Origin of the sequence: Rhodanobacter geophilus, from assembly GCF_040812275.1 — a bacterium.
Classification (GTDB): Bacteria; Pseudomonadota; Gammaproteobacteria; order Xanthomonadales; family Rhodanobacteraceae; genus Rhodanobacter_A; species Rhodanobacter_A geophilus.
In genome coordinates, this window is the sequence record NZ_JBFOHL010000002.1 from 42,231 (window position 1) to 67,779 (window position 25,549).

Genomic DNA, 25,549 nt, shown 5'->3' on the forward strand with positions numbered 1-25,549 from the left:
AGGCAGGAGATTGCCTTGCGGGCGGCTTCATGACTATGGTCGCAGGCTTCAACGAAACCTCGCCGGGGAAAGGCCATGCGCTTGCAGTCGATGGATCTGGTACGGGCCGTGCCGCGCGGGCAGGGCATGCGCAGGTACTGCTTCGGCGCCCTGCTGCGCCTGCGGCCGGCACTGTTGTTGGCCCTGGCCCTGGCAGCGCTGGCGCCCGCCGCGGCCGCGCAGGCCCGCAGCCAGGGGGCCGCGCCGCCGCTGCAGTTCCGCGTCGCCGAGGGAGGCATCGAGAACGCGTTCTACCAGCAGGGCGACATCGCCGCGCACCTGCTGTTGAGCTCCGGCGATCATCCCCGCGTGCTGGTGGCGTTTCCGGCCGGCAACAGCGGCGTGGGCGTGTGGTTCGAGCCCACCGCCACGCCGGTGCGCTGGACGCTGGACAAGGTGCAGGGGCTGCAGCGCGCGGTCGACGGCCATGCGATGAACGGCATCGTGGCCGAGGCCAGCGTGGACTCCGCCGCGCCGCTGGTGGTGAAGGATGCGGTATTGAGCAGCATCCGCGTGCTGCGCGACTACCAGCTCGAACAGGTCTATCCCGAGCAGGTGGCCGCCGCGCCGCAGGTGGCGGACCGCTCGGTACGCTGGCAGCGCCGGCGGCTGGACGGCGCGGCGGGCTACGAGCTGTCGCTGAGCACCGACAACGGCCGTTTCCGGCGCGAGGACGGCCGCATCGTGTTGCGCCCCGACCATGCCGGCGAAGCGCTGCACCTGCACATCGAGGCTGCCACGGGCGAACAGCCGCTCACCCCGTTCGCGCACCTGTTCAACGACCGCGTGCGGAACGATGCGCGCAGCCAGGACGTGCTGCGCTTCCTCAGCTACCGGCAGAAGTTCCTCGCCGGCTCCTGGCGCTTCGACACCTACTTCGGCCGCGACACGCTGATGTCGCTGCGCCTGCTGATGCCGGTGCTGCAACCCGCCGCCATGGACGCCGGCATCGCCTCGGTGCTCGCGCGGCTTGCGCCCGACGGCGAGGTGGCGCACGAGGAGGGCATCGGCGAGTTTGCGGTGCTGGACCACCTGGAGAAGGAGGGCAAGCTCTCCGACCGGCCGGTCTACGACTACCAGATGATCGACGGCAACTACATGCTGGCGCCGGTCGCCATGGCCTGGCTGCTGGACGATGCGCGCGGCCGCGCCGGGGCACAGGCCTTCCTCGCCGGGGGCGAGCCGGGGCAGCGACGCGGCGACGCGCTGGTGCGCAACCTGTCGTACGTCGCCGCCAGCAGCGAAGCCTTCGCGCGCCAGCCGGTGTACGCGAACCTGATCGGACTCAAGCCCGGCAGCCAGGTGGGGCAGTGGCGCGACAGCAATGCCGGCATCGGCGGCGGGCGCTATCCCTACGACGTCAACGTGGTCTGGGTGCCGGCCGCCTTGCGCGCCATCGGCCGCTTCCTCGACGCCGGCCTGCTGGACGCCTACACCACGCCGGCCCAGCGCGCGCGCCTGCGCGCCGATGCCGCCCACGCCGATGCGTGGGAACGCCTTGCCGCGGCCATGTTCGCCGTGCACCTGGACCGCGCGCAGGCAGCGGCGCAGGTGCGTGCCTACGCGGCGCAGGCCGGCGTGCCCGCTGCCGCCGCGCTGGCTTCCCTGCCGGACGAGGGCCTGCAGTTCCCGGCCATCGCGCTGGACGCGCAGGGGCGCCCGGTGCCGATCCTGCATTCCGACGAAGGCTTCGACCTGCTGTTCGGCCAGCCGAACGCGGCGACGCTGGATCGCTACGTCGACGACATGCTGCGGCCGTTCCCCGCCGGCCTGATGACCGGCGTGGGCATGGTCGTGGCCAACCCGGCCTATGCGAACCGCGACGCATGGTCCATGTTCGGCAGCAACGCCTATCACGGCACCGTGGTGTGGTCCTGGCAGCAGGCCCTGCTGGCGGCGGGGTTGCGTCGCCAGTTGGCCCGCGCCGGCCTGCCGCAAGCCACGCGCACGCGGCTGGCCAAGGCGCAGGCGACGCTGTGGCAGGGCATCTGCACCACCCGGTCGATGCGCGACTCGGAACTGTGGTCGTGGACATTCTCCGGTGACGCTTACCACGTCGAGCCGTTCGGCGCGGCCGGCGCGCACGAGGACGAGGCCAACGCCGCGCAGTTGTGGAGCACGGTGTACCTGGCGATTCCACCGCCTGCCGCGGACATCGCGCCGGCCTGTCGCTGACGGTTGGCGCAAGGCAGCGGGCGGCGAGGCGGCGCCCCGTTTCGCCGCCGGGCTGTCGTGTGGTGCCGGCCTGCCGCTGCGGTCGCCGCGGCCCATCGCCACAGGCTTCCGCGGGCGCCGGTGGGGAACGGGGAATGCGCTGGAAGACGGCACGCCCAAGGCCGAGGCGACTGCGATCAAGGTCGAGGCCTTCGGCGGTGGCGCCTCCGGTCCCCCGCTTTCGGCGCGAGGTTCTATCCACAGCGAATGTGGATAGGCATTGGACAAGCGTGTGGACAAGTCGCGTTCGCGCCGCCGCAACAGGCACTTGCCACGCATTGGCCAAACTTTGCGCAAGCATGCCTGGGTTACCCTTGCGCACCTGCGCCAACGCCGATACGCATGAGCCTCGATACCCGCCCCCTCGCCATCTTCCTGATGGGCCCCACCGCCTCGGGCAAGACCGCGCTTGCCTGCGAGCTGGCGGATCGCTTTCCGCTGGGCCTGGTCAGCGTGGACTCGGCCCTGGTCTATCGTGGCCTGGACATCGGCGCAGCCAAGCCCGACGCGGCCACGCTGGCGCGCTGGCCGCATGCGCTGATCGACATCCGCGATCCGGCCGAGCCGTATTCCGCGGCGGAGTTTTGCGACGATGCGCTGGCGACGATGCGGACGATCACGGCGCGGGGCAGGGTGCCGCTGCTGGTGGGCGGCACCGGCCTGTATTTCCGGGCGCTGCAGCGCGGCCTGTCCGACCTGCCCGAGGCCGATCCGGCGCTGCGGGCGCGCCTGGGCGAGGAGGCGGCGCGCATCGGCTGGCCGGCCATGCATGCGCGGCTGGCGCGGCTCGATCCCGCCGCCGCGGCGCGCATTGGCCCGAACGACGTCCAGCGCCTGCAGCGTGCGCTGGAGGTGATAACGCTCAGCGGGCGCCCCTTGTCCGAGCTGCAGCGTGGTGGCCGCGGCGGCGTGTTCCCGTGGCGTGTGCTCAAGCTGGCGCTGCTGCCGGGCGACCGCCGGCCGCTGCACGCGCGCATCGCCGAACGCTTCGATGCGATGCTGGCCGCCGGTTTTCTCGACGAGCTGCGCGCGTTGCACGCCCGCGGCGACCTGCACGCGGACCTGCCGGCGATCCGCGCGGTGGGTTACCGGCAGGGCTGGGAGCACCTGGACGGCCGCTTCGGTGCCGTGGAGTTCCGCGACCGCGCCATCTTCGCCACCCGCCAGTTGGCCAAGCGGCAGATCACCTGGCTGCGCGCCGAGCTGGAGGCGCGCGTGTTCGATCCGGAGCTGGCGCCACCGCTGGCGCAGGCGGCCGGGGCCGTCGACCTGTTCCTCGGGGCGCCGGCCTGAGGGAGGCGCGGACCGGTTCCGGTTTCGTGCGCCGCCCCCGAAAAACCGCTTCCTTCAAGCCCTTGAACCCAGTTAAGATTCCTTCAGTTGGGCCGGGGCGCCGCAGGCGTTTTTTCCCCGGCCGGTTCGCCGCTCAGGGGAGAACAAGAAATGTCCAAGGGACAATCGTTGCAGGATCCTTTTCTCAATGCCTTGCGCCGCGAGCGTGTGCCGGTAGCCATCTACCTGGTCAATGGCATCAAGCTGCAAGGCACGGTCGAGTCGTTCGACCAGTTCGTGGTGCTGCTGCGCAACCAGGTCAGCCAGATGGTCTACAAGCATGCCATCTCCACCGTGGTGCCCAGCCGCAACGTGCGCCTCGGCAATGGCCACGACAGCCACGACGCGCAGGCCGACGCCGCGTCGGCAGCCGACGCGACGGATGCTTGATTGAGCGCCGGTCGGCCCACATGAAAACGGAATCCCCCCGGTTCCGTCCCCGCACAGAGGCCGTCGTTCCACGTGTTTGATCGTCAGAAGAAAGGCGAGCGCGCCGTCCTCGTGCTCCCGCATGCCCGTGGCAGCGGCGACGCCGAGCGCCGCGCCGCCGAGTTCGTCGAGCTGGTGAAGTCGGCCGGCGCCGAAGTGCTGGGCTGCATCGCCGCGCGCGTCGAAGTACCCAATCCGCGTTTCTACATCGGCAGCGGCAAGGCCGAGGAAGTGGCCGAGATGGTGCGCGCGCTGGATGCCGACCTGGTGCTGGTCGACCACCTGCTCAGCCCGGTGCAGGAGCGCAACCTCGAAAAGCACCTCGGCGCGCGCGTGGTCGACCGTGCCGGCCTGATCCTGGACATCTTCGCCCAGCGCGCCCGCTCGCACGAAGGCAAGCTGGAAGTGGAGCTGGCCCAGCTCAAGCACATCGCCACCCGGCTGGTGCGCGGCTGGACCCATCTGGACGCCCAGCGCGGCGGCGCGATCGGCAACCGCGGCCCCGGCGAGACCCAGCTGGAAACCGACCGCCGCCTGCTCGCCGAGCGGGTGAAGCAGCTCACCAGGCGCCTGGAGAAGGTGCAGACCCAGCGCGGCCAGCAGCGCCGCGCGCGCCTGCGCAACACGGTGCCGCGGGTGGCCCTGGTCGGCTACACCAACGCCGGCAAGTCCACCCTGTTCAATGCGCTCACCGCCGGCGGCGTGTATGCCGCCGACCAGCTGTTCGCCACGCTGGATCCCACCGTGCGCCGGCTCGACGACCTCGCCTGCGGCCCGGCGGTGGTCGCCGACACCGTGGGCTTCATCCGCGAGCTGCCGCACGACCTGGTCGCGGCGTTCCGCGGCACCCTGGCCGAGGCGCGCGACGCCGACCTGCTGCTGCACGTCAGCGACGCCGCCGACGAGGAGCGCGAGCCGCTGCGCCGCGTGGTCGACCAGGTGCTGGAGGAGATCGGCGCCGGCGAGGTGCCGCAGCTGCGCGTGTTCAACAAGATAGATTTGGTTGGAGGTGAAGTGGACGATGCGGGAGCATCGCCCGCTTCACCGATGCAACCACGCATCGACCGCGACGCCGCGGGCCGGCCGCAGGCGGTGTGGCTGTCGGCCGCCACCGGCGCCGGCATCGAGCTGCTGCGCCAGGCGCTGGGTGAACTGCTCGGTGGCGAGCGGGTGCAGTCCGAGTTGCGCCTGCCGCTGACGGCGGGCCGGCTGCACGCACGGCTCAAGGCCGTGGGCGCGATCGCCGGCGAACAGGTGGACGAGCACGGCTGGTGCCTGCGCATCGACGCGCCGCGCAGCGTGATCGCGCCGCTCAACGGCGGCAGTGCGACGGAAACCGAGCTGCTGCGCGCGTTGCTGGCGGCACCGCCCCCGGACGCCGCCTCGCTCTGCTAGAATTCCAATCGTTTGCGCGACCGAAAAACCCTCGGCGCCACCCCCGACAGGCAGCCTGGTTCCGCTACATGCTCGTTGCGTCCAAACCGACTCGCTCCGGCACGCATAGCCGGCCTCCCAAGCCAAGAGCCTGTTCGATGCCTTCGCATAGCTCGCGTTGCCTTGCCGGGGTCGTCAGGTGGTAGCGCTTGGCGCAGCGCCTGCCTGGCTGGCAGGTCAAGCCGCGTGCTGCCGCATGGCGACCCCGGCAAGGCAACCCGGAGGGCCGGGTCTGTTTGCCCCCATCCCTGCGTCATCACTCAGTCGTGGACGGACGTCCACTCCTTCGCCCTTCCTTGGCCTGCGCGCAAACAGCTTCCGGCGCGGGCCATGCGAAGGCATCGAACAGGCTCTAAAGGAGACTGACCATGGCCTGGAATGAACCCGGCGGCGGGCAGAAGGATCCGTGGAACCGGCAGCGCCCGGGCGGCAACAAGTTCGCGCCCGACAAGCTGCTGAAGGGCATCGGCGATCACCTGGGCCGGCTGGGCCGCGGCCCGGGCGGCATCCTCACCGCCATCGTCGTGCTGGTCGTCGTGGGCCTGCTGATGAGCAGCTACACCATCATCGACGCGCGCCAGGTCGGCGTGGTGCTGCGTTTCGGCGAGTACACGCGCACCTTGTCGCCGGGCTTCCACTTCAAGCTGCCGACCCCGATCGAGGAAGTGGACAAGGTCGAGGCCACGCGCATCCGCTCGGTCAACGACCGCGTCTCCATGCTGACCCGCGACGAGAACATCATCACCATCGATTTCACCGTGCAGTACCAGGTGGACGACGCGCGCAAGTACCTGTTCTCGGTGAGCGACCCCGACGGCAGCGTGAGCGCGGCGGCCGAGGCCGCGGTGCGCTCGGTGGTCGGCGGCAGCGACATGGACCAGATCCTTTCCGCCGCCGGCGCGAACCTGGTGGGCGAGGCGCAGCAGGCGCTGCAGAAGACGCTGGACAGCTACGACAGCGGCCTGCGCGTCACCGAGGTGAGTTTCCAGAACGTGGCGCCGCCGGCCGAGGTGAAGGACGCCTTCGACGACGTCAACAACGCGCGCGAGGACAAGCAGAGCATCGAGAACAACGCGCTGGCCTACGCCAACAAGGTGGTGCCGGTGGCGCGCGGCGACGCGTCGCGCATCGCCGCCGAGGCCGCGGGCTACAAGGCCGAGCGCATCGCCCGCGCCCAGGGCGACGTCGCCCGCTTCGATCTGCTGCTGAAGGAATACAAGGCGGCGCCCGCGGTGACCCGCAAGCGGCTGTGGCTGGAGACGATGGAACAGGTGATGGCCGACAACCCCAAGGTGATCGACGGTTCCGGCGGCCGCAACATCATCAACCTGCCGGCCGGCCGGCACGCGCGCAGTACGGATGGCGGCGGCGCCAGTGCCGCGGCGGTGGCCGCGCCCGCCCCGGCCAGCTCCACCGACGACGCGGCTGCGGGCAAGGAGAAGCAGCCATGAAGCGGATCGTCACGATCGTCGTCGTCCTGCTGCTGGTCCTGCTCGGCCTGAACAGCATGTTCGTGGTGGGCGAAGGGCAGAGCGCGCTGCTGCTGCAGTTCGGCCGCATCGTGCGCGCCGACTACCCGCCGGGCCTGCACTTCAAGCTGCCGGTGGTGCAGCAGGTGCTGCACTTCGACAAGCGCATCCTGTCGCTGGACGCACAGCCGGAGCGCTACTTCACCTCCGAGAAGAAGAGCGTCAACGTCGACTTCTACGTGAAGTGGCGCATCGCCGACAACGCGGCCTACTACCGCGCCACCGGCGGCGACCAGCTGCAGGCGGAGCAGCGGCTCACCCCGGTCATCAAGGATGCGCTGCGCTTCGAGTTCAACGCGCGCACGCTGCAGGACCTGATCTCCGGCGGGCGCAAGGACATCACCGAGCGCGTGCGCCAGCAGACTGACGCCTCGGCGCGCAGGAACCTCGGCATCGCCGTGGTCGACGTGCGCATCAAGCGCATCGACCTGCCCGACGAGGTGAGCGAGTCGGTGTACAAGCGCATGCGCGCCGAGCGCCTGCAGCTGGCCAACGAACTGCGCTTCACCGGCCAGGAAGTGGCGGAGAAGATCAAGGCCGATGCCGACCGCCAGGGCCAGGTGCTGCGCGCCGACGCCGGGCGCGATGCCGCCAAGGTGCGCGGCGAGGGCGATGCCGAGGCCGCGGCGATCTACGCGCAGGCCTACAGCCAGGACCCGGAGTTCTTCGCGTTCTACCGCAGCCTGGCCGCCTACCGGAAGTCGTTCGAGGACGGCAATGGCGTGCTGATCCTGAAGCCCGACTCGGAGTTCCTGCATTACTTCGGCAACCCGGAGCCGGCCAGGCATTGAACGTCGCGTCGCCGGGCAGGCGACGCGGTGCATGCGTCACTGAAACAGTTCACGGCGGCCACGCGCCGGCAGGGTTACCTTTTCGCGTTCCCCACGGGGCGCTTCAACGTTGAGCGAGAACATCATGGGCAAGTCAGTCGTCATTCTCGGGGCCCAGTGGGGCGACGAAGGCAAAGGCAAGATCGTCGACCTGCTGACCGAGCGGGTCGGGGCGGTGGCACGCTTCCAGGGCGGCCACAACGCCGGCCACACGCTGGTCATCAAGGGCAAGAAGACCGTGCTGCACCTGATCCCCTCGGGCATCCTGCGCGACGACGCGCTGTGCCTGATCGGCAACGGCGTGGTGCTGTCGCCGCAGGCGCTCAAGCAGGAAATCGAGGAGCTGGAAGCGCAGGGCGTGGAAGTGCGTTCGCGCCTGAAGATCAGCCCGGCGACCCCGCTGATCATGCCGTACCACATCGCCGTGGACAAAGCGCGCGAGGTCGCCGCGGGCAAGGACGCCATCGGCACCACCGGCCGCGGCATCGGCCCGGCCTACGAGGACAAGGTGGCCCGCCGCAGCGTGCGCGTGGCCGACCTGATGTACCCGCACGAGCTGCCGGAGAAGCTCAAGGCGGCGGTGGAATACCAGAACTTCATCCTCACCCAGTGGCTGAAGGCCGAGCCGGTCGACTACGACACCGTGCTGAAGGACGCGCTGGCCTACGGCGAGTTCATCCGCCCGATGGTCGACGACGTCGCCACCATCCTGCACGACGTGCGCAAGGAAGGCGGCCACATCCTGTACGAAGGCGCGCAGGGCGCGCTGCTCGACATCGACCACGGCACCTATCCGTACGTCACCTCGTCCAACACCACGGTGGGCGGCGCGCTGGCCGGTACCGGCGTGGGCGCGGACGACATCGACTACGTGCTGGGCATCTGCAAGGCCTACGCCACGCGCGTCGGCGGCGGCCCGTTCCCCACCGAGCTGCATGACGAGATGGGCGAGCGCCTGCGCAAGGTCGGCAACGAGTTTGGCGCCAGCACCGGCCGGCCGCGCCGCTGCGGCTGGATCGACCTCGTCGCGCTGAAGCGCGCGGTGCAGATCAACGGCATCAACGGCCTGGCCATCACCAAGCTGGACGTGCTCGACGGCCTGGAGACGATCAAGGTCTGCATCGCCTACGAATACCGCGGCAAGCGCCGCGAGCTGGCGCCGCTGGACGCGGACGGCTGGGACGAGTGCAAGCCGGTGTACCTGGAGTTCCCGGGCTGGGAGGAGTCCACCGCCGGCATCCGCGACTGGAACAAGCTGCCCGCCGCCGCGCGCGCCTACCTGCGTGCGGTGGAGGAGCTCTCCGGCTGCAGGCTCGCCATCGTCGCCACCGGCGCCGACCGCGACGACACCATCGTGCTGGACGATCCGTTCGCCTGATCGTTCCGCCGGCCTGAGCCGTGCGACGAAGAAGGCCCCGCATGCGGGGCCTTCTTCGTTTCGCATGACACCGTCCCCGCATCGCGGCTCGGGGATTCAGTGCCCCTGTGCGTTCGCATCGGCACTGCCGCTGGCCTGGGCCGAGGCGGAGACACCGCTCCCGCCGAGCGAACCGTTGGCGTTGGCCCGGCCGCTGCCTTCGGCCGCGCCGCTTGCGCCGGAGCGGGCGCCGGTGCGGGCGTTCGCGTTGCCGCTGGCGCTGCCCGAGCCCGAGGCATCGACCGCCGGGCTGCCATTGCCGTCGGCGGTGTCCGCGACCGCACCCACGCGGTTGCCCGCGCTGCCCGTGGCGGACGAGGCCGTGTTCCTCAAATCGCCAGCGGCCTGCGTACCGGACGAGCGGGCCGAGGACATGCCGCTGGCTGCAGCCTGCCGGGTCCTGTCGACCCCTGCCCGGGCCGCATCTTCGGCATCCGTGCGGGCGTTGCCGGCTGCAGTCCGCGTGCGGTCCAGGGCGTTCGCGGCTCCCTGCCTGGCCGTCGAGACGGCCGAATGCGCCGGGCCGGCGGCATCACGCACCGCACTGCCGTCGATGCTGCCGGTGGCGGACGCTCCCGATCCGGCAGTGCCGCCCAGTGCAGCCTGCCTGGCGCTGGCGCCGGCCGCACCGGCGAGCTGGCCGGTGCCGCCGGCAGCCGTCTGGCCGCCCAATTGGCCGGCGGCCTGTGTCGCGGCATGCGTCGCCGTCGCGGTGCCCGAAGTGGCGCGCCGACGCAGGCGTTCGGCGCGCTGTTCGGCTGCGCGCGGGTTGATGTCGGGCATGCCGAGGTTGCCCATGCCACGCGCGGAACCGCCGATCTGGCCGTTCGGTTGGCCCATCGTCGCGTGGAGCTGGCCGGCCGCCCCGCCGACGAGGCCGCCGCCCAGGTGCTGGGCATGCGCGCTGGTGATCGAGGCGAGGGCAAGCACGCCGCCGCACACGGCGATGCCGAGGGTCTTGTGGTTGAGGATCGTGTTGCGCATGTCGGGACCTCCTGCCGGCGGCGAATCCGCGGCTTCCAGGGTCCACTACGCGTCTTGCCGGAACATCCTTCCACGTTGGCCCGGCGTGGTTGCTGGGTGTTCAGTTTCAGGGCGACAGCAGGCCGTGCCCGCAGCGCTGGCCGTGATCCGCGGAATCGAGCGGATGCGCTTCGCCGATCAGGCTTTGCAGTGCCTGGGCTGCGGCGTCCGGCCGGGGCGCATCCAGCGACTGCATCGCCTTGCGCGCCACGATGGGGGCCGCGAACGAGGTGCCGCGCAGCGCGTTGCGACCGCTGCCGACCACGCCGAGCGCGCAGAACGCCACCTGCTTGCCGCTGGCGGACTCGGGCAACACGCGGCCACGGGCATCGACGGCGCCGACGCCGATCACGCCCGGGTAGGCGGCCGGAAACAAGGGCGGCGCCGCAGGGCCATCGTTGCCGGCCGCGCCGACCAGCACGTGGCCGCGCGCGATCATCGCCTGCACCGCGCGGGCGAGCACCGGATTGTCGGGGCCGACCAGGCTGATGTTGATCACCGCCACGCGTTCGCGGTCCATCCAGGCGAGCGCGTCCACCAATCCGGAGGTTGCGCCACCGACCGCGTCGCCGCACCACAGGTCGGCGGCATACAAGGTGTCCGGGTCACCGGCGACGAGGCGCGCGGCGACCGCCGTGCCATGCCGCGACGGCGTCGTCGTGCGGCAGCCGTGCCCTTCGATGCGCGCGTGCGCCAGCGCGGGATCGGCCGGGTCGACGCCACCGTCGACCATGCCCACGCTGCGGGCGGGCATGTTGGCAGACGAAGCCGCGGCAGGCGCTGCGCTGGTGCCGCCTGCCGGAAGGTAGAGATGCTGATAGGTGAACGTGGCATCCGGCGCGGCCTGCTGCAGGACGCGCAGGGCCTTTCGCATGCTGCGCCCGCGGGTGTCGTGCAGCACCGTGAAGTCCAGCCCGAGCGTCGCGTTCGCCGAAGCCTGGCGGTCCGCGGTGAAACCCAGCGCCTGCAAGGCATCGAGCTGGGGGCCCGACAGGCCCATGGCGAGGAACTCGCCGCGCAGGATCGGTGCGCCGCTGGGATCGACGGTGACACGTCGCGGCTCCCTGTGCAGCAGCGCATCGACCTGCACCTTCAGGCTGAGGGCCAGTGGTCGCCGCAGCAGGTCGTCGACGCCCTGCTGGTTCACGCCGGGCACCGCGCCGGGCAGCGGCGTGGACGGCAGCGGCAGGTTCGGCAGCCCCCGCTGCATCGGCCCCAGCACCTGCGCCTGCGCGGGAGCGCTGCCGGCCAGTGCGAGCATGATGGCCAGCAGCGGAACGGACAACGCGGAAGCACGACGCAAGGGCATCGCCGGACACCTCGGGAGCGATCGGGCCGGATGCTAGCATGCGTTTTCTTTACGCCCTCGGACCGCGCCGGCGCGGGCGAGGGAAGGAATCCGTCCCTCCGGACGTAACGGAAGGTGATGCGTGCATTCGAGCGACGCCGTGCGCGAAGGACTGCTTGCATTGCTGCCGCGCCTGCGCCGCCTGGCACGGGCGTTGGCAGGGCAGGCGGCCGATGCCGACGACCTGGTGCAGGTGGTGCTTGAGCGCGCACTGGCCCGGGCCGGGCAGTGGCGGCCGGACGCTGCGCTGGACAAATGGGTGTTCGCGATCGCGCGCAACGCCTGGCGGGACGAGTTGCGGGCACGCGGCCGGGCGCAGCACCTGTTCGCGCCCGAGGAGGCTGGCGAGGCGGTGGCCGACGGCAGCGATGTGCGGCACGCGCGGCAGATGGAACTGGCGCAGGCAGTGGCGATGCTGCCGCCGGACCATCGCGAAGTGGTGGCGCTGGTGCTGGTCGAGGGCCTGTCCTACGACGAGGCCGCCGCGTTGCTGGAGGTGCCGGTGGGAACCGTCACCAGCCGCCTGGCCCGCGCCCGCGCCACCCTGCAGGCTCATCTTGGGAACGACGCATGAACCCGATCGACGACGACACCTTGCAGGCTTACGTGGATGGCCAGCTCGACGCGGCGGAAGCCGCGCGTGTCGATGCCGCGCTGGCGCAGGATGACGCGCTGGCTGGTCGCGTGCGGCGGATGCGGACACTGAATACGCGACTGCGTGCCGCATTCGATCCGGTACTGGACGAGCCGCTACCCGAGCGCTTGTCCGCCCTGCTGCAGCCAGCCAGGCCGAATGTCGCGCCCATCGTGCTTGCGGGCGGACGAGGTGCGGATGCCGGCCGCCGTCGCGCACCCCGCCGCTGGCTGATGCCTGGCGCCGCGCTGGCGGCATCGGTGGCGTTGCTTGCCGCAGCCCTGTGGTGGCACGCAGGCAACGGGCTGGTGCGCATGCGCAGCGGCGGGCCCTATGCCTCCGGCGCCCTCGGCCGCGCGCTCGACCAGTCGCTGGCGAGCGAGCCGGACGCGCATGCCCCGGTCGCGATCGGCCTGAGTTTCCGCACGGCCGAAGGGAACATCTGCCGCACCTTCACCATCCGCACGCCACCGGCGCGCGCCGGGCTGGCCTGCCACACGGCAGCGGGCTGGGAACTGCCCGTGCTGGCTCCGTCGGCCCCGGCCGAAAGTGGCGAGCTGCGCCAGGCGGCGAGCAGCTTGCCGCCCGCGGTGCAGGCCGCGGTCGATGCCCGCCTGCGCGGCAACGTCTTCGACGCGCAACAGGAGCGCGCGGCAAGGGCGGCGGGCTGGCGCTGAAGGTTCCGGAAGCGGCGCCGCCCGTGATTCCGCGCACTGGTGCTTTTGCCGCCGGCATGGTTCTTGGATCGGCGACGCCTGCCCCCATCTCGTTCGAGTCGACCACCGCGGAGACCTGCCATGTCCGTGTACCGCAAGACACCCGAGGCCTTGGCGCGGCTGACGCCGGAGCAATACCACGTCACGCAGGAGAACGCCACCGAGTACCCCGGCACCGGCGAATACCTGCACAACAAGGCCGCGGGCATCTACGTGGACGTGGTGTCAGGCGAGCCGCTGTTCGCGTCCTCCGACAAGTTCGATTCGCACTGCGGCTGGCCCAGCTTCACCCGGCCGCTGCAGCCGGCGAGCGTCCGCGAACTGCGCGACACCACGCACGGCATGGTCCGCACCGAAGTCCGCTCGGCGCAGGGCGATAGCCATCTGGGTCACGTCTTTCCGGACGGCCCTGCCGAGCGCGGCGGCCTGCGCTACTGCATCAACTCCGCGTCGCTGCGCTTCGTGCCGCGCGCCGAGATGGAGGCCGAGGGCTACGGCGCGTACCTCGACCAGGTGGAGGGTGAATGATGGCCACCGAACGAGCCGTACTCGCCGGCGGTTGCTTCTGGGGCGTGCAGGAGCTGCTGCGCCAGCAGCCGGGTGTGCTGTCCACGCGCACCGGTTATGCCGGCGGCGACGTGCCCCACGCCACCTACCGCCACCACGGCACGCATGCCGAGGCGGTGGAGATCGTGTTCGATCCCGCGCGCATCGGCTACCGCGAGCTGCTGGAGTTCTTCTTCCAGATCCACGACCCGAGCACGCCGAACCGGCAAGGCAACGACCGCGGCAGCTCGTACCGCTCGATGATCCTTTACGCCAGCGAGGAACAGAAGCGCGTCGCCGAGGACACCATCGCCGACGTGGACGCTTCGGGCCTGTGGCCGGGCAAGGTGGTGACCGAGGTTCGGCCGCTGGGCGACTTCTGGGAAGCCGAGCCCGAGCACCAGGACTACCTGCAGCACTATCCTGGCGGCTACACCTGCCATTTCGTGCGGCCGGGCTGGCGTTTGCCGCGCCGGGAGGGCGAGGCGGGGCATCGATCGTGAACTGATTCGCGAGGGCGGTGCGGTGGCCTTGCTGGACCGCGTGGCTGGTGCTGGCCGGGTGGCGCAGCGGAGGGAGCGCGACGGGCACCCTCGAGAAATCGGCGGCGCGCACGCAGCGGTCGAACGTGACGTTGCATAAGCCGATGCCGGCGCCGTCCATGGCATGGACGGGGGCAAGGGCGGCACGTACCCAGCGTGTCCAGGGTCGCGTGCCCGGCGATCGGGTGGACGCGCCGCAGGGAAGATGCCCTCGATCGCGATGGAGTTCCCGCCGGCCGATCGCCGGGAGCGGGCATGGCGGCCGATTCTGCGGGTTTCGCCGGGCATGCGACCAAGCCGGCTTCGGTGGGTGCGTAACCGGCGAAAGGCGGCGCGAAGCGCCCGCGGCAGGCATGACTTCCGGCCATTCCTGCCCATCGTCGCCGGCGCCACCATGGACGGCAATCCATCCCACCTGCCCTCCAAGGAGAGGTCTGCATGCGCAAGTCCCTGGTTTCCGCGATCGCGCTGGCGCTCGCCGTGTCCGCCGGCGCCACGCTGGCGCTGCCGGCACAACACGCGGCTGCCGCTGCCGCGTCGCAGACCCCCACGCAATTGCCGCGCAACGTGCGGCCCGCGCATTACGCCGTGGCCATCACACCGCATGCGGACAAGCTGGACTTCGACGGCCGGGTCACCGTGGACGTGCAGGTGCTCGAGCCCAGCACCCGCATCACGCTCAACGCGGCGGGCATGACGTTCTCGTCGGTGACGCTGGCGCCGGCTTCGGGCAAGGGCGCGGCCATCAAGGCCAAGGTCGCCGTGGACGAGAAGACGCAGACCGCCACCTTCAGCTTCGACAAGACCATCGCGCCGGGCCGCTACCGGCTGGCGATGGACTACGTCGGCACCATCGGCACCCAGGCCAACGGCCTGTTCGCCATCGACTACCCGACCGACACCGGCCAGAAGCGCGCGCTGTACACCCAGTTCGAGAATTCCGACGCGCGCCGTTTCATTCCCTCGTGGGACGAGCCGAACTACAAGGCCACGTTCGACCTCTCGGTCACCGTGCCCGCCGGCGAGATGGCGGTGAGCAACATGCCGGTGGCCTCGAAGACCGACCTCGGCCATGGCCTGGCGAAGGTGACGTTCCGCACCACGCCGAAGATGTCCACCTACCTGCTGTTCTTCGGGCTGGGCGACTTCGACCGCGCCACCACCAGCTCGGACGGCACCGAGATCGGCGTGATCATGCAGAAGGGCAAGGCCGCGCAGGCGCGCTTCGCGCTGGAGTCGGCCAAGGCGGTGCTGCACGACTACAACGAGTACTTCGGCATCAAATATCCGCTGCCGAAGCTGGACAACATCGCCGCGCCGGGCAGCAGCCAGTTCTTCTCGGCGATGGAGAACTGGGGCGCGATCTTCACCTTCGAGTACGCGATGCTGCTCGACCCGTCGTACTCCACGCAGGGCGACCGGATGGAGGTGTTCAACACCGCCGCGCACGAGATGGCGCACCAGTGGTTCGGCGACCTGGTGACCATGGACTGGTGGGACAACCTGTGGCTCAACGAGGGCTTCGCCTCGTGGATGGCCGAGCGCGAAACCGAGAAGGTGCACCCGGAGTGGAACACGGTGCTCGACACCGTGGGCGTGCGCGAAGGCGCGATGTCGGTGGATGCGGTGGCCACCACGCACCCCATCGTGCAGAAGATCGACACCGTGGAGCAGGCCAGCCAGGCCTTCGACACCATCACCTATTCCAAGGGCGAGGCGGTGATCCGCATGCTGGAGGCCTACGTCGGCCCCGCGGCATGGCGCCAGGGCGTGCACGACTATCTCAAGGCCCACGCCCACGGCAACACGGTGTCCGACGACCTGTGGCATGCGATGGACGGCGTGGCGCCCGGCAAGCACCTCACCCAGGTGGCGCACGACTTCACCCTGCAGCCGGGCGTGCCGCTTATCAAGGTGGCTTCCGCCATGTGCAGCGACGGCGAAACCACCGTCAAGCTCACGCAAGGCGAGTTCACCAAGGATCGCCCGCACAAGCAGCCGCTGCGCTGGCACGTGCCGGTGACCGCGCAGGTGGTGGGCAACGCCGCGTCCAGCACGCCGGTGGACGGCTCGGCCACGCTGAAGCTGAAGGGCTGCGGCCCGGTGCTGGTGAACGCGGGGCAGAGCGGCTACTACCGCACGCTGTACGCGCCGGCGCAGCTCGCCGCGCTGAAGCAGGACTTCGGCAAGCTCGCGCCGGTCGACCAGCTCGGCCTGATGGGCGACACCTGGGCGGAGAGCATGGCCGGCCTCGAACCGGTGTCGGACTTCCTCGACATGGCCAAGGCCACGCCGGCCGACGCCGCGCCGGAAATCTGGGCGGAAGTGGCCGGCAGCCTCGAAGGGCTGGACCAGTACTACCGCGGCGACAAGGCGCGGCAGGACCGTTTCCGCGCGTACGCGGTGGCGCAACTCAAGCCGGTGTTCGCGCGCGTGGGCTGGGAGGCGAAGCCGGACGAGAGCACCTCCACCACGCTGCTGCGCACGCAGCTGATCGGCGCGCTGTCCCTGCTGGGCGACCAGGACATGCTCAAGGAAGTGCGCCGCCGCTACGACGCCCAGGCCATCGATCCGAAGGCGGTGCCGGCGGCGCTGCGCAAGACCATCCTCGCCATCGTGGCGCTGCATGCCGATGCGGCCACCTGGGACAAGCTGCATGCCGAGGCCAGGGCCGAGAAGTCCCCGATGATCAAGGACCGCCTGTACGGCCTGCTCTCCATCGCCGAGGACAAGGCGCTGGCGCAGCGTGCGCTCGACCTCGCGCTCACCGCCGAACCCGGTGCCACCAACAGCGCCGGCATGATCCGCAGCGTGTCCAGGTGGCACCCGGAACTGGCCTACGACTTCGCCATGGCGCACCGCGCCCAGGTGGACAAGCTGGTCGATTCCACCTCCAGCAGCCGCTACTACCCGTCGCTGGGCGGCAGCTCGTTCGACCCGGCGATGATCGAGAAGATCAAGGCCTACGAGGCCACCATCGATCCCTCGGCGCGCCGCCCCGCGGACACCGTGATCGCCAACATCCAGTACCGCATGATGGTGCGCAAGGATCGCCTGCCGGCGGTGGATGCGTGGCTGGCGAAGAACGGCGGCTGACTTGCTCTGACACCCCTCTCCCGCTTGCGGGGGAGGGGTTGGGGGAGAGGGCGCTTTTCAGCCCAGTGCTGTCTCAATCGCCCCCAGTGCCGCCTCGACGTTGCGTCGCGGCGTGCCGATGTTCATGCGCATGAAGCCGCTGCCGTCGGGGCCGAAGTCTGTGCCGGGGTTCAGGCCGAGCCGGCAGCGGTGGATGAAGAAGTCGTGCAGCCCCGTGTCGTCCATGCCCAGCGCGCGGCAGTCCAGCCACAGTAGGTAGCCGGCTTCGGGTGGCACCAGGCGGATCGATGGGATATGCGTGTGCAGGTAATCGGCGACGAAGTCGCGCGCACCGGCGAGGTAGGTGCGCAGGGCGTCGAGCCAGCGGTCGCCTTCGCACCACGCGGCTTCGCCGGCGGCGACGGCGAACGGATTGGCGTCGCCCAGATGCAGGGCCGCGACCACACGCCGCAGTGCTTCGCGCTGGTCGGGGCGGGGCGCGGCCATGACAGACAGTCCCAGCCCCTGCAGGTTGAAGGTCTTGCCGGGTGACAGCACGGCGATGATGCGGTCGTCCGCCTGCGCGAGGCCGAGCAGCGGATGGTGCTGGTCGCCGTGCAGCGCGAGGTCGCCGTGCACTTCGTCCGTGATGACGGTGAGGCCGTGGCGGCGCGCGATGCGCAGCACGCCTTGCAGCTCGTCCTGCGTCCATGCGCGGCCGACCGGGTTGTGCGGGTTGCACAGCAGCAGGGCGCGCGCACCATCGCGGGCCTGCTGCTCCAGTTGCGCGAGGTTCATCGTGTAGCGGCCATCGGTTTCGCGCAGCGGGTTGTGCAGCAGGCGCCGGCCGCTGTCTTCGACGACGCGGAAGAAGCCGGGGTACACCGGCGGCTGCACGATCACCGCGTCGCCTGCGGCGGTGCAGGCCTGGATCGCCGCGATCATCGCGGCCAGCACGCCGGCGACCGGCAGCAGCCAGTCGCGCTCGACATGCAGCCGATGGCGGCGTGCGCACCAGTCGACCAGCGCCTGCAGCAGGCTGTCGGGATACTGCGTGTAGCCGTAGATCGGGTGCCGCGCGCGGGCGAGCACGGCCTCGCTCACGCAGGCCGGCACGGCGAAATCCATGTCGGCGATCCACAGCGGGTTGACGTCGTCGCGGCCGAATTTCTGCAGGCGGCCTTCGAGCTTCAGCGCGTGGGTGCCGTGGCGGTCGACGGGCAGGTCGAAATCGAAGCTCACAGGTGGCCTCGCCAACCGCGTCGGGCAATCGCGGCGTGGGGCGTGGATGCGCGCAAACGCTGGCGAGTGAATCCATCTCCCTTCGGGAGAGGGTGGCGCCAGCCGGGAGAGGGTTCGGACGGAGCGAAGGGCCGCGGCATGCCCGAACCCTCACCGCCGCCCCCTCTCCCGGAGGGAGAGGGGGGAACGGCACCTGCGCAATATTCCGGACGGCGGTGCACTGGAGCAGGGTGGGCGATGAAGCGATCCAGCCGGATCACGCGCGCCGCCGCCACAGCGTCACCTCGGACAAGGTGTGCTGGAACTTGCGCCGCGTCTCGCGTATCACGAACGGCACCGCGCGCGGTTCGCCCAGCCGCTGGAAGTGCAGGCCGAGGATGGCGTCGAGGCCGTCCAGCGTGGTGAAGCTCTCGCCGTCCTTCTTGAAGCCGCCCACCCAGTCCGCGCGCGGCGTGTGCTCCGCCAGCCAGGTGTAGGGCGAGGCGATCATCAGCAGGCCGCCGGGGTTCAGGCGTTCGTGGATGGCTTCGAGGAATTGCGCGGGGTTGTACAGCCGGTCGATCAGGTTGGCGGCGAGGATGAAGTCGTAGCCGGTGAACTGCGGCTTGAGGTTGCAGGCGTCGCCCTGGAAGAACTCCACCTTCGCGGCCGTGTCCGCCAGGCCCAGCCCGGCGAGGTTGCGCGACTTGTACTCGACCAGTTCGCCTTCGTCGGCCAGCAGGTAGCGCAGGCTGTCGCCGCGCGCCAGCGCCACGCCCTGGCCGATGAAGCGCGCGGAGAAGTCCACGCCGGTGACGTGGTCGAAGTGGCGGGCCAGCTCGAAGCTGGCGCGGCCGGAGGCGCAGCCGAGATCCAGCGCGCTGCGCTTCGGCGCGTCGCCGAGTTCCGCCACCGCCAGTTGCACCAGCGCCTGCGGGAAATTCGGCACGCCGAAATAGCTGTCGCCGTAATGGAACTCCGCGTATTCGGAGAGCAGCTTGTCGGTCTCGTAGTGCGAGGCCGGAGCCGGCTTGATGTGCTTGGAAACCACGTAGCGGAACCCCGCGTGCTGGAAGAAGTGGCGACGGAAGGCGTAGCGCGAGGCGGCCTCCGCCTCGTTGCCGGTGGCGATCCACGAGCCGCCCTTCATCAGGTTGTGGCGGCCGTCGAAGGTGGGCGTGGTGAAGTCGTCGTAGATCGGGTGCACCTGGAAGCCCTCGAACGGATAGATCGGGGTTTCCGTCCACTGCCAGGCATTGCCGGCGACGTCGAAGAATTCGCCCTGCGCGAAGCGGTTCACCGGGCACGAGGAGGCCCAGTGCGCCAGGTTGAGGTTGGCGTCCGGCGTTTCGCCGTCCGGCGCGCCGTGGCGGCTTTCGGCGTACAGGCGATACCACTCGTCCTCGGTGGGCAGGCGCACCGGCTGGCCGCCGTGGGCGGATTTCCAGCGGCAGAACGCCTTGGCCTCGTGGTAGTTCACCTCCACCGGCCAGTCCCACGGCATCGGCACTTCGCCGGTCATCAGGCGCAGCTGCCAGCCTTCGGCGGAGCGGCGCCAGAACGTGGGATGCCCGGCCTTGGCGAATTCGCGCCAGCCGTCGCCCTCCGCTTCCCAGTAGCCGGACTGCGCGTAGCCGCCGGCCTCGACGAAGGCGAGGAACTCGCGGTTGCTGACCAGCATGCGGCTGGCCTCGAAGGCCGGCACCTCGGCCTCGTGGCGACCGTACTCGTTGTCCCAGCCGTAGACCGCGCTGCCGATCTCGCGGCCCAGCGCCACGCTGCCCGCCGGCACCTTCACCAGCGTGTTTTCCGGCGGCTCGCCGGCCTGCGTGCACGGTGGCCACGCCGGGTGCGGCTTCACGTAGGCCAGCTTGTGCTGGCGGATCAGCACCGACGAGGTTTCCAGGTGGATGCGCTCGTGCTCGATGCCCATGACGATGGCCCACCACGGGTGGTCCCAGCCGATCGGCAGTTCCAGCGGCGCCTCGTCGATCAGGCGGGTGACCAGGGCGCGCACCTTGTCGCGGTAGGCCTTCACCTCGGCCACGCCGGGCCAGTCGTAGTGGGCGTCGTTGAGGTCGTCCCAGCCCATCTCGTCCACGCCCACCGCGAACACGGACTCCAGGCGCGGGTCGATGCGTTCCTCGATCATCCGCGTCAGCAGCAGCTTGTTGACGAAGAACGTGGCGGTGTGGCCGTAGTAGAAGATCAGCGGATGGCGCAGCGTGATCGGCGGCTCGTACCAGGCCGCGTCGGTGGCGAGCGTCTCGAACAGCGACTCGTAGCGGTCGAAGGTGCTGGTGAAATACTCGCGCAGCACCTGGCGCATGCGCCGGGGATCGGTTTCGTGCAGGTTCGGCGTGCGCGGCAGCGGCGTGGTGGCAGCGCGCCGGACAGGCTCGGCGAGTGTGGAAGCGTTCAAGGCGATACCTCTCGATCCCGGGGAAACGGATGGCGCCAAGGCCTGCATTCTGGCACGCGGCGTGCCGTGCGGCCGCATGGGCCTGCACATCCGTGATACGTAAGGCACCCCGGCACGGATTCAATGCCGCGATGCGTGCGATCGGCCCGCATCGCGAGAATCACCGAGCCCCCATCCATGGCGCGCCCCTCAAACGGAAAGCCCCGCGAGGCGGGGCTTCTGCTCGAAGCCTCTCTCCCGCTTGCGGGAGAGAGGTTGGGAGAGAGGGGAGAAGCACGTTACGCCTCGGCCCCTTCCTTGTACGCATCCACCGGGATGCAGGCGCACATGATGTTCTTATCGCCATAGACGTTGTCCACGCGGGCCACCGGCGCCCAGTACTTCTGCCGCTTCAGCGAGGGCAGCGGGAAGGCGGCCAGTTCGCGCGGGTAGGCGTGGGTCCACTCGCTGGCGCTCACCGCGAACGCGGTGTGCGGGGCGTTGCGCAGCGGGTTGTCGTCGCGGTCGAGCTTGCCTTCCTCCACCGCGCGGATCTCGTCGCGGATCTGGATCATCGCGTCGACGAAGCGGTCCAGCTCGTGCTGCGACTCGCTCTCGGTGGGTTCCACCATCAGCGTGCCGGCGACCGGGAAGCTCAGCGTGGGCGCGTGGAAGCCGAAGTCGATCAGGCGCTTGGCCACGTCCTCCGCGCTGATGCCGGTGGCGTCCTTGAGCGGGCGCAGGTCGAGGATGCACTCGTGCGCCACCAGGCCGTTGCGGCCGGTGTACAGCGTGGGGTAGTGCGGCGCGAGGCGCTTGGCGATGTAGTTGGCGTTGAGCAGCGCCACCTGGGTGGCCTTGCGCAGGCCGGCCGTGCCCATCAGGGTGATGTACATCCACGAGATCGGCAGGATGGAGGCGCTGCCGAACGTGGCGGCGCTGACCATCGCGCCGTTGCCGGTGCCCTGCGTGCGTGCGCCGTCGTTGCCGAGCGCGCTCGGCAAGAAGGGGGCGAGGTGCGAGCGCACCGCGCACGGGCCCACGCCGGGGCCGCCGCCGCCGTGCGGGATGCAGAAGGTCTTGTGCAGGTTGAGGTGGCTGACGTCCGAGCCCCACTTGCCGGGCTTGGCCACGCCGACCAGCGCGTTCATGTTGGCGCCGTCGGTGTACACCTGGCCGCCGTGCTGGTGGACGATGTCGCAGATCGCCACCACGTCCTCCTCGAACACGCCGTGGGTGGACGGGTAGGTGAGCATGATCGCGGCGAGGCTGGCCGAATGCTTCTCGGCCTGCGCGCGGATGTCCGCCAGGTCGACGTTGCCGTTCGCGTCGCACTTGGTCACCACCACCTTCATGCCGCACAGGTTCGCGGAAGCGGGGTTGGTGCCGTGGGCGGACTCGGGGATCAGGCAGATGTCGCGGTGGCCTTCGCCGCGCGACTGGTGATACGCACGAATCGCCAGCAGGCCGGCGTATTCGCCCTGCGCGCCGGAGTTCGGCTGCAGGCTCACCGCGTCGTAGCCGGTGATCTCCACCAGCTGCGCTTCCAGCCCGGCGATGAGTTCCTCGTAGCCGCGGGTCTGTTCGGCCGGCGCGAACGGATGGATGTTGGCGAACTCGGGCCAGGTCACCGGTATCATCTCGGCGGTGGCGTTGAGCTTCATGGTGCACGAGCCCAGCGGGATCATCGTGCGGTCCATCGCCAGGTCCTTGTCGGCCAGCGCGCGCAGGTAGCGCAGCAGCTCGTGCTCGCTGTGGTGGGTGTTGAACACCGGGTGCGTGAGGAACGCCGACGTGCGCTGCAGCGCCTGTGGGATCAGCGACGGCGCGCTGCTGTCCAGCGCGTCGATGCTCGGCAGCTTCGCGTCGTCGCCGCCGAAGATGCGCCACAGCAGTTCGATGTCGGCGCGGGTGGTGGTCTCGTCCAGCGAGATGCACAGGTACTCGCCCCAGGCCTTGCGCAGGTTGGCGCCCAGCGCCACCGCGCGCGCGGCGATGGCGTCGGTGCGTTCGCCGGTATTCAGGCTCAGCGTGTCGAACGCGCTGTCGTGGTGGAACTGGGTGAAGCCGAGCTGCTGCAGGCCGGCCTTGAGGATGGCGGTGAGGCGCGCCACGCGCGAGGCGATACGCACCAGGCCTTCCGGGCCGTGGTAGACGGCGTACATCGAGGCCATCACGGCCAGCAGCACCTGCGCGGTGCAGATGTTGCTGGTGGCCTTCTCGCGGCGGATGTGCTGCTCGCGCGTCTGCAGGGTGAGGCGGTAGGCCTTGTTGCCTTCGGCGTCGATGGACACGCCGATCAGGCGACCCGGCATCGAGCGCTTGTAGGCGTCGCGGCAGGCCATGAAGGCGGCGTGCGGGCCGCCGAAGCCGAACGGCACGCCAAAGCGCTGCGAGTTGCCGATCACGATGTCCGCGCCCATCTCGCCCGGCGTCTTCAGCAGGGTCAGCGCCAGCAGGTCGGTGGCGAAGATGGCGAGCGCGCCCCTGGCGTGGATCTTCGCGACCTCGTCGCTCCAGTCCAGCAGCCAGCCGCTGCTGGCCGGGTACTGGATCAGCGCCGCGAAGTAGTCGTCCGCGGCGATCGCGGCGTCCCACTCCCCGGCGGAGTTGGCCTGCTTGACGGTCAGGCCCAGCGGCTCGGCGCGCGTGCGCATCACCTCGAGGGTTTGCGGGTGCGCGTCGCCGGACACCACGATCACGTTGCCCTTGGCCTTGGCCGAACGCTTGGCCAGCGTCATCGCCTCGGCCGCCGCGGTGGCCTCGTCCAGCAGGGAGGCGTTGGCGATCTCCATGCCGGTGAGGTCGGCGCACATCGTCTGGAAGTTGATCAGCGCCTCCATGCGGCCCTGCGAGATCTCCGCCTGGTACGGCGTGTAGGCCGTGTACCACGCCGGGTTCTCCAGGATGTTGCGCAGGATGACGTTGGGCGTGTGCGTGCCGTAGTAGCCCTGGCCGATGAAGCTCCTGAACACCCGGTTCTTGCCGGCGATGGCGCGGATCTTCGCAAGCGCCTCCACCTCGCTCATCGCGGCCGGCAGCGCCAGCGGCGCGGCGGACTTGATCTTGGCGGGCACGATGGCGTCGGTCATCGACTCCAGCGAATCGTGGCCGACGATGCGCAGCATGTGCGCGATCTCGGCATCGTTCGGGCCGATGTGGCGCGCGATGAAGGCGTCGTGGTTTTCCAGCTCGCGCAGGGAAGGGGAGTTCTGGCTCATTGGGGGCGTCCGAAGTCTGCGTGCATGCCGCACGCGGGCGCCCCTCTGTCCTTCTGCCTGAGAGTTTGGAAGCGCGGCGTTCCTCGTGGAAGCCGGCTTCGTGCCCCTTCGGCGGCGGATTCAACCGCTCTCTCCAGAGTGCTGTTACGCAGGATGGTATGGGGCCTGAGCGATTACGGGCGTTGCGCCTTCGGCAGCGGTGCGTTCCGGGAACGGCCGCTTCTCCCACCATGCGTTTCAGCGGCAATTATACAGGGGCAAGGCAGTTGGAGCGCTATGCTCGGGGTTTCCGGTCCCTGGAGTTTCCATGATCCGCATCGGCGAAATCGACCACGTCGTGCTGCGCGCCATCGACCCCGGGGCGATGCGGCGTTTCTACTGCGAGGTGCTGGGTTGCCGCGAGGAGCGCCGGCAGGACGAGATCGGCCTGCTGCAACTGCGTGCCGGTGCCTCGCTGATCGACCTGGTGACGATGGACGGCAGGCTGGGCCGGCAGGGCGGCGCCGCGCCGGGCAGGGAAGGCCACAACATGGACCACTTCTGCCTGCGCGTGGAGGATTGGGACGAGGCGGCGATCCTCGCCCATCTCGAGGCGCACGGCGTGCGCATCGGCGAGCTGGGCTCGCGTTACGGTGCGCGCGGCGAGGGCCCGTCGATCTACTGCTACGACCCGCAGGGCAACCTGGTGGAGCTGAAGGGGCCGGCGTCCGGTCCCTGATCGGGCGTGGCGTGCAGTGCCGCCGCGAGGCCGCTGCAGTCGGCGAAGTGCCAGTCGGCCAGCTCGGGCCAGCGGTTCACCGGCAAGTTCACCAAGACGGCCTGCGCGCCGGCCGCGCGGGCGCAGGCCAGATCATGGGCATGGTCGCCGACCATGGTCAGCCGGGTGGAATCGACCATCCAGCGTGCGGCCAGCCGATGCAGGCCGGCGGGGTCGGGCTTCGGCGGCGCGTCTTCGCGACCGAGCACGTCGGCCGGGTCGAAGCAGTCGGCGAGGCCGATCGCTTCGAGCGAAAGCAGGGCCAGTTCGCGCAGGTTGCGGGTGAGGATGCCGAGCCGGCAGCCGCGCGCCGCGAGTGTGCGCAGCAGGGGCACCGCGCCGCCGGCGGGGCGCGAGTCCAGCGCGAGTCCGCGTTCATGTTCGAGCAGCCAGGCGCGCTTGGCGCCGGCCTCATCCACGGGCAGGGCGGCGATGTGGGCGAGGATGTCCTCGTCGTCGCGGATGTCCAGCGCCCGGCGGATCACCTCGAAATCGTGCACGGCGACGGTCAGCGTGCCGTCGAGGTCGAACACCCAATGGCGTCGGTCGGCGAAGGCAGGGAGCGAAGACGTCATCGGGGCTCGCCGTGGCGCTGCGTACGGATCGCAGAAACGACGAAGCCCGCATCGCTGCGGGCTTCGTCTACAATTGGTGCCCAGGAGAGGACTCGAACCTCCACGGTTTTACCCGCTAGTACCTGAAACTAGTGCGTCTACCAATTCCGCCACCTGGGCAGGTGCCGCGCGAGCCTTGCGGGCTGCGTGAGCCGCGTAGATTAGGGATCGGCCCGGGCCCTGTCAACACTTTGTTGACGCATAACTCCATGACACTGCACCGTGCG

Annotated in this window: 19 protein-coding genes, 1 tRNA gene and 1 riboswitch; of the genes, 13 read left to right on the forward strand and 7 right to left on the reverse strand. The window is 70.1% G+C overall.

The features are described from left to right. The first annotated feature begins 75 nt into the window (after positions 1-75). The 7 genes from ABQJ56_RS02290 to ABQJ56_RS02320 all read left to right on the forward strand — a co-directional run bounded on the left by ABQJ56_RS02290 (position 76) and on the right by ABQJ56_RS02320 (position 9,185). On the forward strand, positions 76-2,214 hold the full coding sequence (locus tag ABQJ56_RS02290; protein ID WP_367843377.1) for a glucosidase family protein: 2,139 nt from the start codon (positions 76-78) through the stop codon (positions 2,212-2,214). A 381-nt stretch (positions 2,215-2,595) separates the two neighbouring features. Then, positions 2,596-3,546, forward strand: a complete 951-nt coding sequence (miaA, locus tag ABQJ56_RS02295; RefSeq protein WP_367843378.1) for a tRNA (adenosine(37)-N6)-dimethylallyltransferase MiaA — start codon at positions 2,596-2,598, stop codon at positions 3,544-3,546. A 150-nt stretch (positions 3,547-3,696) separates the two neighbouring features. Then, on the forward strand, positions 3,697-3,975 hold the full coding sequence (gene hfq, locus ABQJ56_RS02300; protein WP_367843379.1) for an RNA chaperone Hfq: 279 nt from the start codon (positions 3,697-3,699) through the stop codon (positions 3,973-3,975). A gap of 72 nt (positions 3,976-4,047) precedes the next feature. Continuing rightward, positions 4,048-5,409, forward strand: a complete 1,362-nt coding sequence (gene hflX / locus ABQJ56_RS02305; protein WP_367843380.1) for a ribosome rescue GTPase HflX — start codon at positions 4,048-4,050, stop codon at positions 5,407-5,409. 407 nt (positions 5,410-5,816) lie between these two features. Next, positions 5,817-6,899, forward strand: a complete 1,083-nt coding sequence (hflK, locus tag ABQJ56_RS02310; protein ID WP_367843381.1) for an FtsH protease activity modulator HflK — start codon at positions 5,817-5,819, stop codon at positions 6,897-6,899. Continuing rightward, on the forward strand, positions 6,896-7,768 hold the full coding sequence (hflC, locus tag ABQJ56_RS02315) for a protease modulator HflC (RefSeq protein WP_367843382.1): 873 nt from the start codon (positions 6,896-6,898) through the stop codon (positions 7,766-7,768). The genes hflK and hflC overlap by 4 nt, the downstream gene beginning before the upstream one ends. 124 nt (positions 7,769-7,892) lie before the next feature. Beyond that, a complete protein-coding gene (locus tag ABQJ56_RS02320; RefSeq protein ID WP_367843383.1) occupies positions 7,893-9,185 on the forward strand; it encodes an adenylosuccinate synthase in 1,293 nt (430 codons plus the stop codon). A 96-nt stretch (positions 9,186-9,281) separates the two neighbouring features. Here ABQJ56_RS02320 and ABQJ56_RS02325 read toward each other — a convergent pair whose 3' ends face one another. After that, complete coding sequence (locus tag ABQJ56_RS02325) at positions 9,282-10,208, reverse strand: hypothetical protein (protein WP_367843384.1); 927 nt, start codon at positions 10,206-10,208, stop codon at positions 9,282-9,284. Between the two features lie 106 nt (positions 10,209-10,314). Continuing rightward, entirely contained in the window at positions 10,315-11,556 is a 1,242-nt protein-coding gene (locus ABQJ56_RS02330) for a S8 family serine peptidase (RefSeq protein WP_367843385.1), read from the reverse strand. A 121-nt stretch (positions 11,557-11,677) separates the two neighbouring features. Between ABQJ56_RS02330 and ABQJ56_RS02335 the strand changes: the two genes are divergently transcribed. The 5 genes from ABQJ56_RS02335 to ABQJ56_RS02355 all read left to right on the forward strand — a co-directional run bounded on the left by ABQJ56_RS02335 (position 11,678) and on the right by ABQJ56_RS02355 (position 17,129). Continuing rightward, positions 11,678-12,169 carry an RNA polymerase sigma factor gene (locus ABQJ56_RS02335; protein WP_367843386.1) on the forward strand — a complete coding sequence of 164 codons (492 nt, stop codon included), beginning with the start codon at positions 11,678-11,680 and terminating at the stop codon, positions 12,167-12,169. Continuing rightward, positions 12,166-12,906, forward strand: coding sequence for a zf-HC2 domain-containing protein (locus ABQJ56_RS02340; protein WP_367843387.1), 741 nt, complete (start codon positions 12,166-12,168; stop codon positions 12,904-12,906). The genes ABQJ56_RS02335 and ABQJ56_RS02340 overlap by 4 nt, the downstream gene beginning before the upstream one ends. A gap of 120 nt (positions 12,907-13,026) precedes the next feature. Then, a complete protein-coding gene (gene msrB, locus ABQJ56_RS02345) occupies positions 13,027-13,473 on the forward strand; it encodes a peptide-methionine (R)-S-oxide reductase MsrB (RefSeq protein WP_367843388.1) in 447 nt (148 codons plus the stop codon). Continuing rightward, on the forward strand, positions 13,473-13,994 hold the full coding sequence (msrA, locus tag ABQJ56_RS02350; protein WP_367843389.1) for a peptide-methionine (S)-S-oxide reductase MsrA: 522 nt from the start codon (positions 13,473-13,475) through the stop codon (positions 13,992-13,994). The genes msrB and msrA overlap by 1 nt, the downstream gene beginning before the upstream one ends. Positions 13,995-14,471: 477 nt before the next feature. Next, entirely contained in the window at positions 14,472-17,129 is a 2,658-nt protein-coding gene (locus ABQJ56_RS02355; RefSeq protein WP_367843390.1) for a M1 family metallopeptidase, read from the forward strand. A gap of 57 nt (positions 17,130-17,186) precedes the next feature. Here ABQJ56_RS02355 and ABQJ56_RS02360 read toward each other — a convergent pair whose 3' ends face one another. The 3 genes from ABQJ56_RS02360 to gcvP form a co-directional block, all read right to left on the reverse strand. After that, complete coding sequence (locus tag ABQJ56_RS02360; protein ID WP_367843391.1) at positions 17,187-18,350, reverse strand: MalY/PatB family protein; 1,164 nt, start codon at positions 18,348-18,350, stop codon at positions 17,187-17,189. Positions 18,351-18,606: 256 nt separating this feature from the next. After that, positions 18,607-20,751 (reverse strand): 5-histidylcysteine sulfoxide synthase, encoded by a 2,145-nt coding sequence (gene ovoA / locus ABQJ56_RS02365; RefSeq protein WP_367843392.1) that lies wholly within the window; start codon positions 20,749-20,751, stop codon positions 18,607-18,609. A 278-nt stretch (positions 20,752-21,029) separates the two neighbouring features. Next, the gene (gene gcvP, locus ABQJ56_RS02370) at positions 21,030-23,951 is read right to left on the reverse strand and encodes an aminomethyl-transferring glycine dehydrogenase (protein ID WP_367843393.1); all 2,922 of its coding nucleotides are present in this window, start codon (positions 23,949-23,951) and stop codon (positions 21,030-21,032) included. 35 nt (positions 23,952-23,986) lie between these two features. Next, positions 23,987-24,098, reverse strand: a riboswitch (glycine riboswitch). A gap of 160 nt (positions 24,099-24,258) precedes the next feature. Between gcvP and ABQJ56_RS02375 the strand changes: the two genes are divergently transcribed. Continuing rightward, positions 24,259-24,669: a VOC family protein gene (locus tag ABQJ56_RS02375; RefSeq protein ID WP_367843394.1), complete on the forward strand. Its 411-nt coding sequence runs from the start codon at positions 24,259-24,261 to the stop codon at positions 24,667-24,669. Here the strand turns inward: ABQJ56_RS02375 and ABQJ56_RS02380 are convergent. Both ABQJ56_RS02380 and ABQJ56_RS02385 read right to left on the reverse strand, forming a co-directional pair. Continuing rightward, on the reverse strand, positions 24,615-25,283 hold the full coding sequence (locus tag ABQJ56_RS02380) for an HAD family hydrolase (RefSeq protein ID WP_367843395.1): 669 nt from the start codon (positions 25,281-25,283) through the stop codon (positions 24,615-24,617). The genes ABQJ56_RS02375 and ABQJ56_RS02380 overlap by 55 nt on opposite strands. Positions 25,284-25,357: 74 nt before the next feature. Continuing rightward, positions 25,358-25,442, reverse strand: a tRNA-Leu gene (locus ABQJ56_RS02385). Between the last annotated feature and the right edge of the window lie 107 nt (positions 25,443-25,549).

Bases quoted from the DNA above. Each gene is read 5' to 3' on its own strand.
- ABQJ56_RS02330 (WP_367843385.1), bottom strand. From the start codon at position 11,556: ATGCCCTTGCGTCGTGCTTCCGCGTTGTCCGTTCCGCTGCTGGCCATC.
- ABQJ56_RS02380 (WP_367843395.1), bottom strand. From the start codon at position 25,283: ATGACGTCTTCGCTCCCTGCCTTCGCCGACCGACGCCATTGGGTGTTC.
- hfq (WP_367843379.1), top strand. From the start codon at position 3,697: ATGTCCAAGGGACAATCGTTGCAGGATCCTTTTCTCAATGCCTTGCGC.
- ABQJ56_RS02355 (WP_367843390.1), top strand. From the start codon at position 14,472: ATGCGCAAGTCCCTGGTTTCCGCGATCGCGCTGGCGCTCGCCGTGTCC.
- ABQJ56_RS02325 (WP_367843384.1), bottom strand. From the start codon at position 10,208: ATGCGCAACACGATCCTCAACCACAAGACCCTCGGCATCGCCGTGTGC.
- ABQJ56_RS02320 (WP_367843383.1), top strand. From the start codon at position 7,893: ATGGGCAAGTCAGTCGTCATTCTCGGGGCCCAGTGGGGCGACGAAGGC.
- msrA (WP_367843389.1), top strand. From the start codon at position 13,473: ATGGCCACCGAACGAGCCGTACTCGCCGGCGGTTGCTTCTGGGGCGTG.
- ABQJ56_RS02375 (WP_367843394.1), top strand. From the start codon at position 24,259: ATGATCCGCATCGGCGAAATCGACCACGTCGTGCTGCGCGCCATCGAC.
- ABQJ56_RS02290 (WP_367843377.1), top strand. From the start codon at position 76: ATGCGCTTGCAGTCGATGGATCTGGTACGGGCCGTGCCGCGCGGGCAG.
- miaA (WP_367843378.1), top strand. From the start codon at position 2,596: ATGAGCCTCGATACCCGCCCCCTCGCCATCTTCCTGATGGGCCCCACC.
- ABQJ56_RS02340 (WP_367843387.1), top strand. From the start codon at position 12,166: ATGAACCCGATCGACGACGACACCTTGCAGGCTTACGTGGATGGCCAG.
- hflK (WP_367843381.1), top strand. From the start codon at position 5,817: ATGGCCTGGAATGAACCCGGCGGCGGGCAGAAGGATCCGTGGAACCGG.
- gcvP (WP_367843393.1), bottom strand. From the start codon at position 23,951: ATGAGCCAGAACTCCCCTTCCCTGCGCGAGCTGGAAAACCACGACGCC.
- msrB (WP_367843388.1), top strand. From the start codon at position 13,027: ATGTCCGTGTACCGCAAGACACCCGAGGCCTTGGCGCGGCTGACGCCG.
- hflC (WP_367843382.1), top strand. From the start codon at position 6,896: ATGAAGCGGATCGTCACGATCGTCGTCGTCCTGCTGCTGGTCCTGCTC.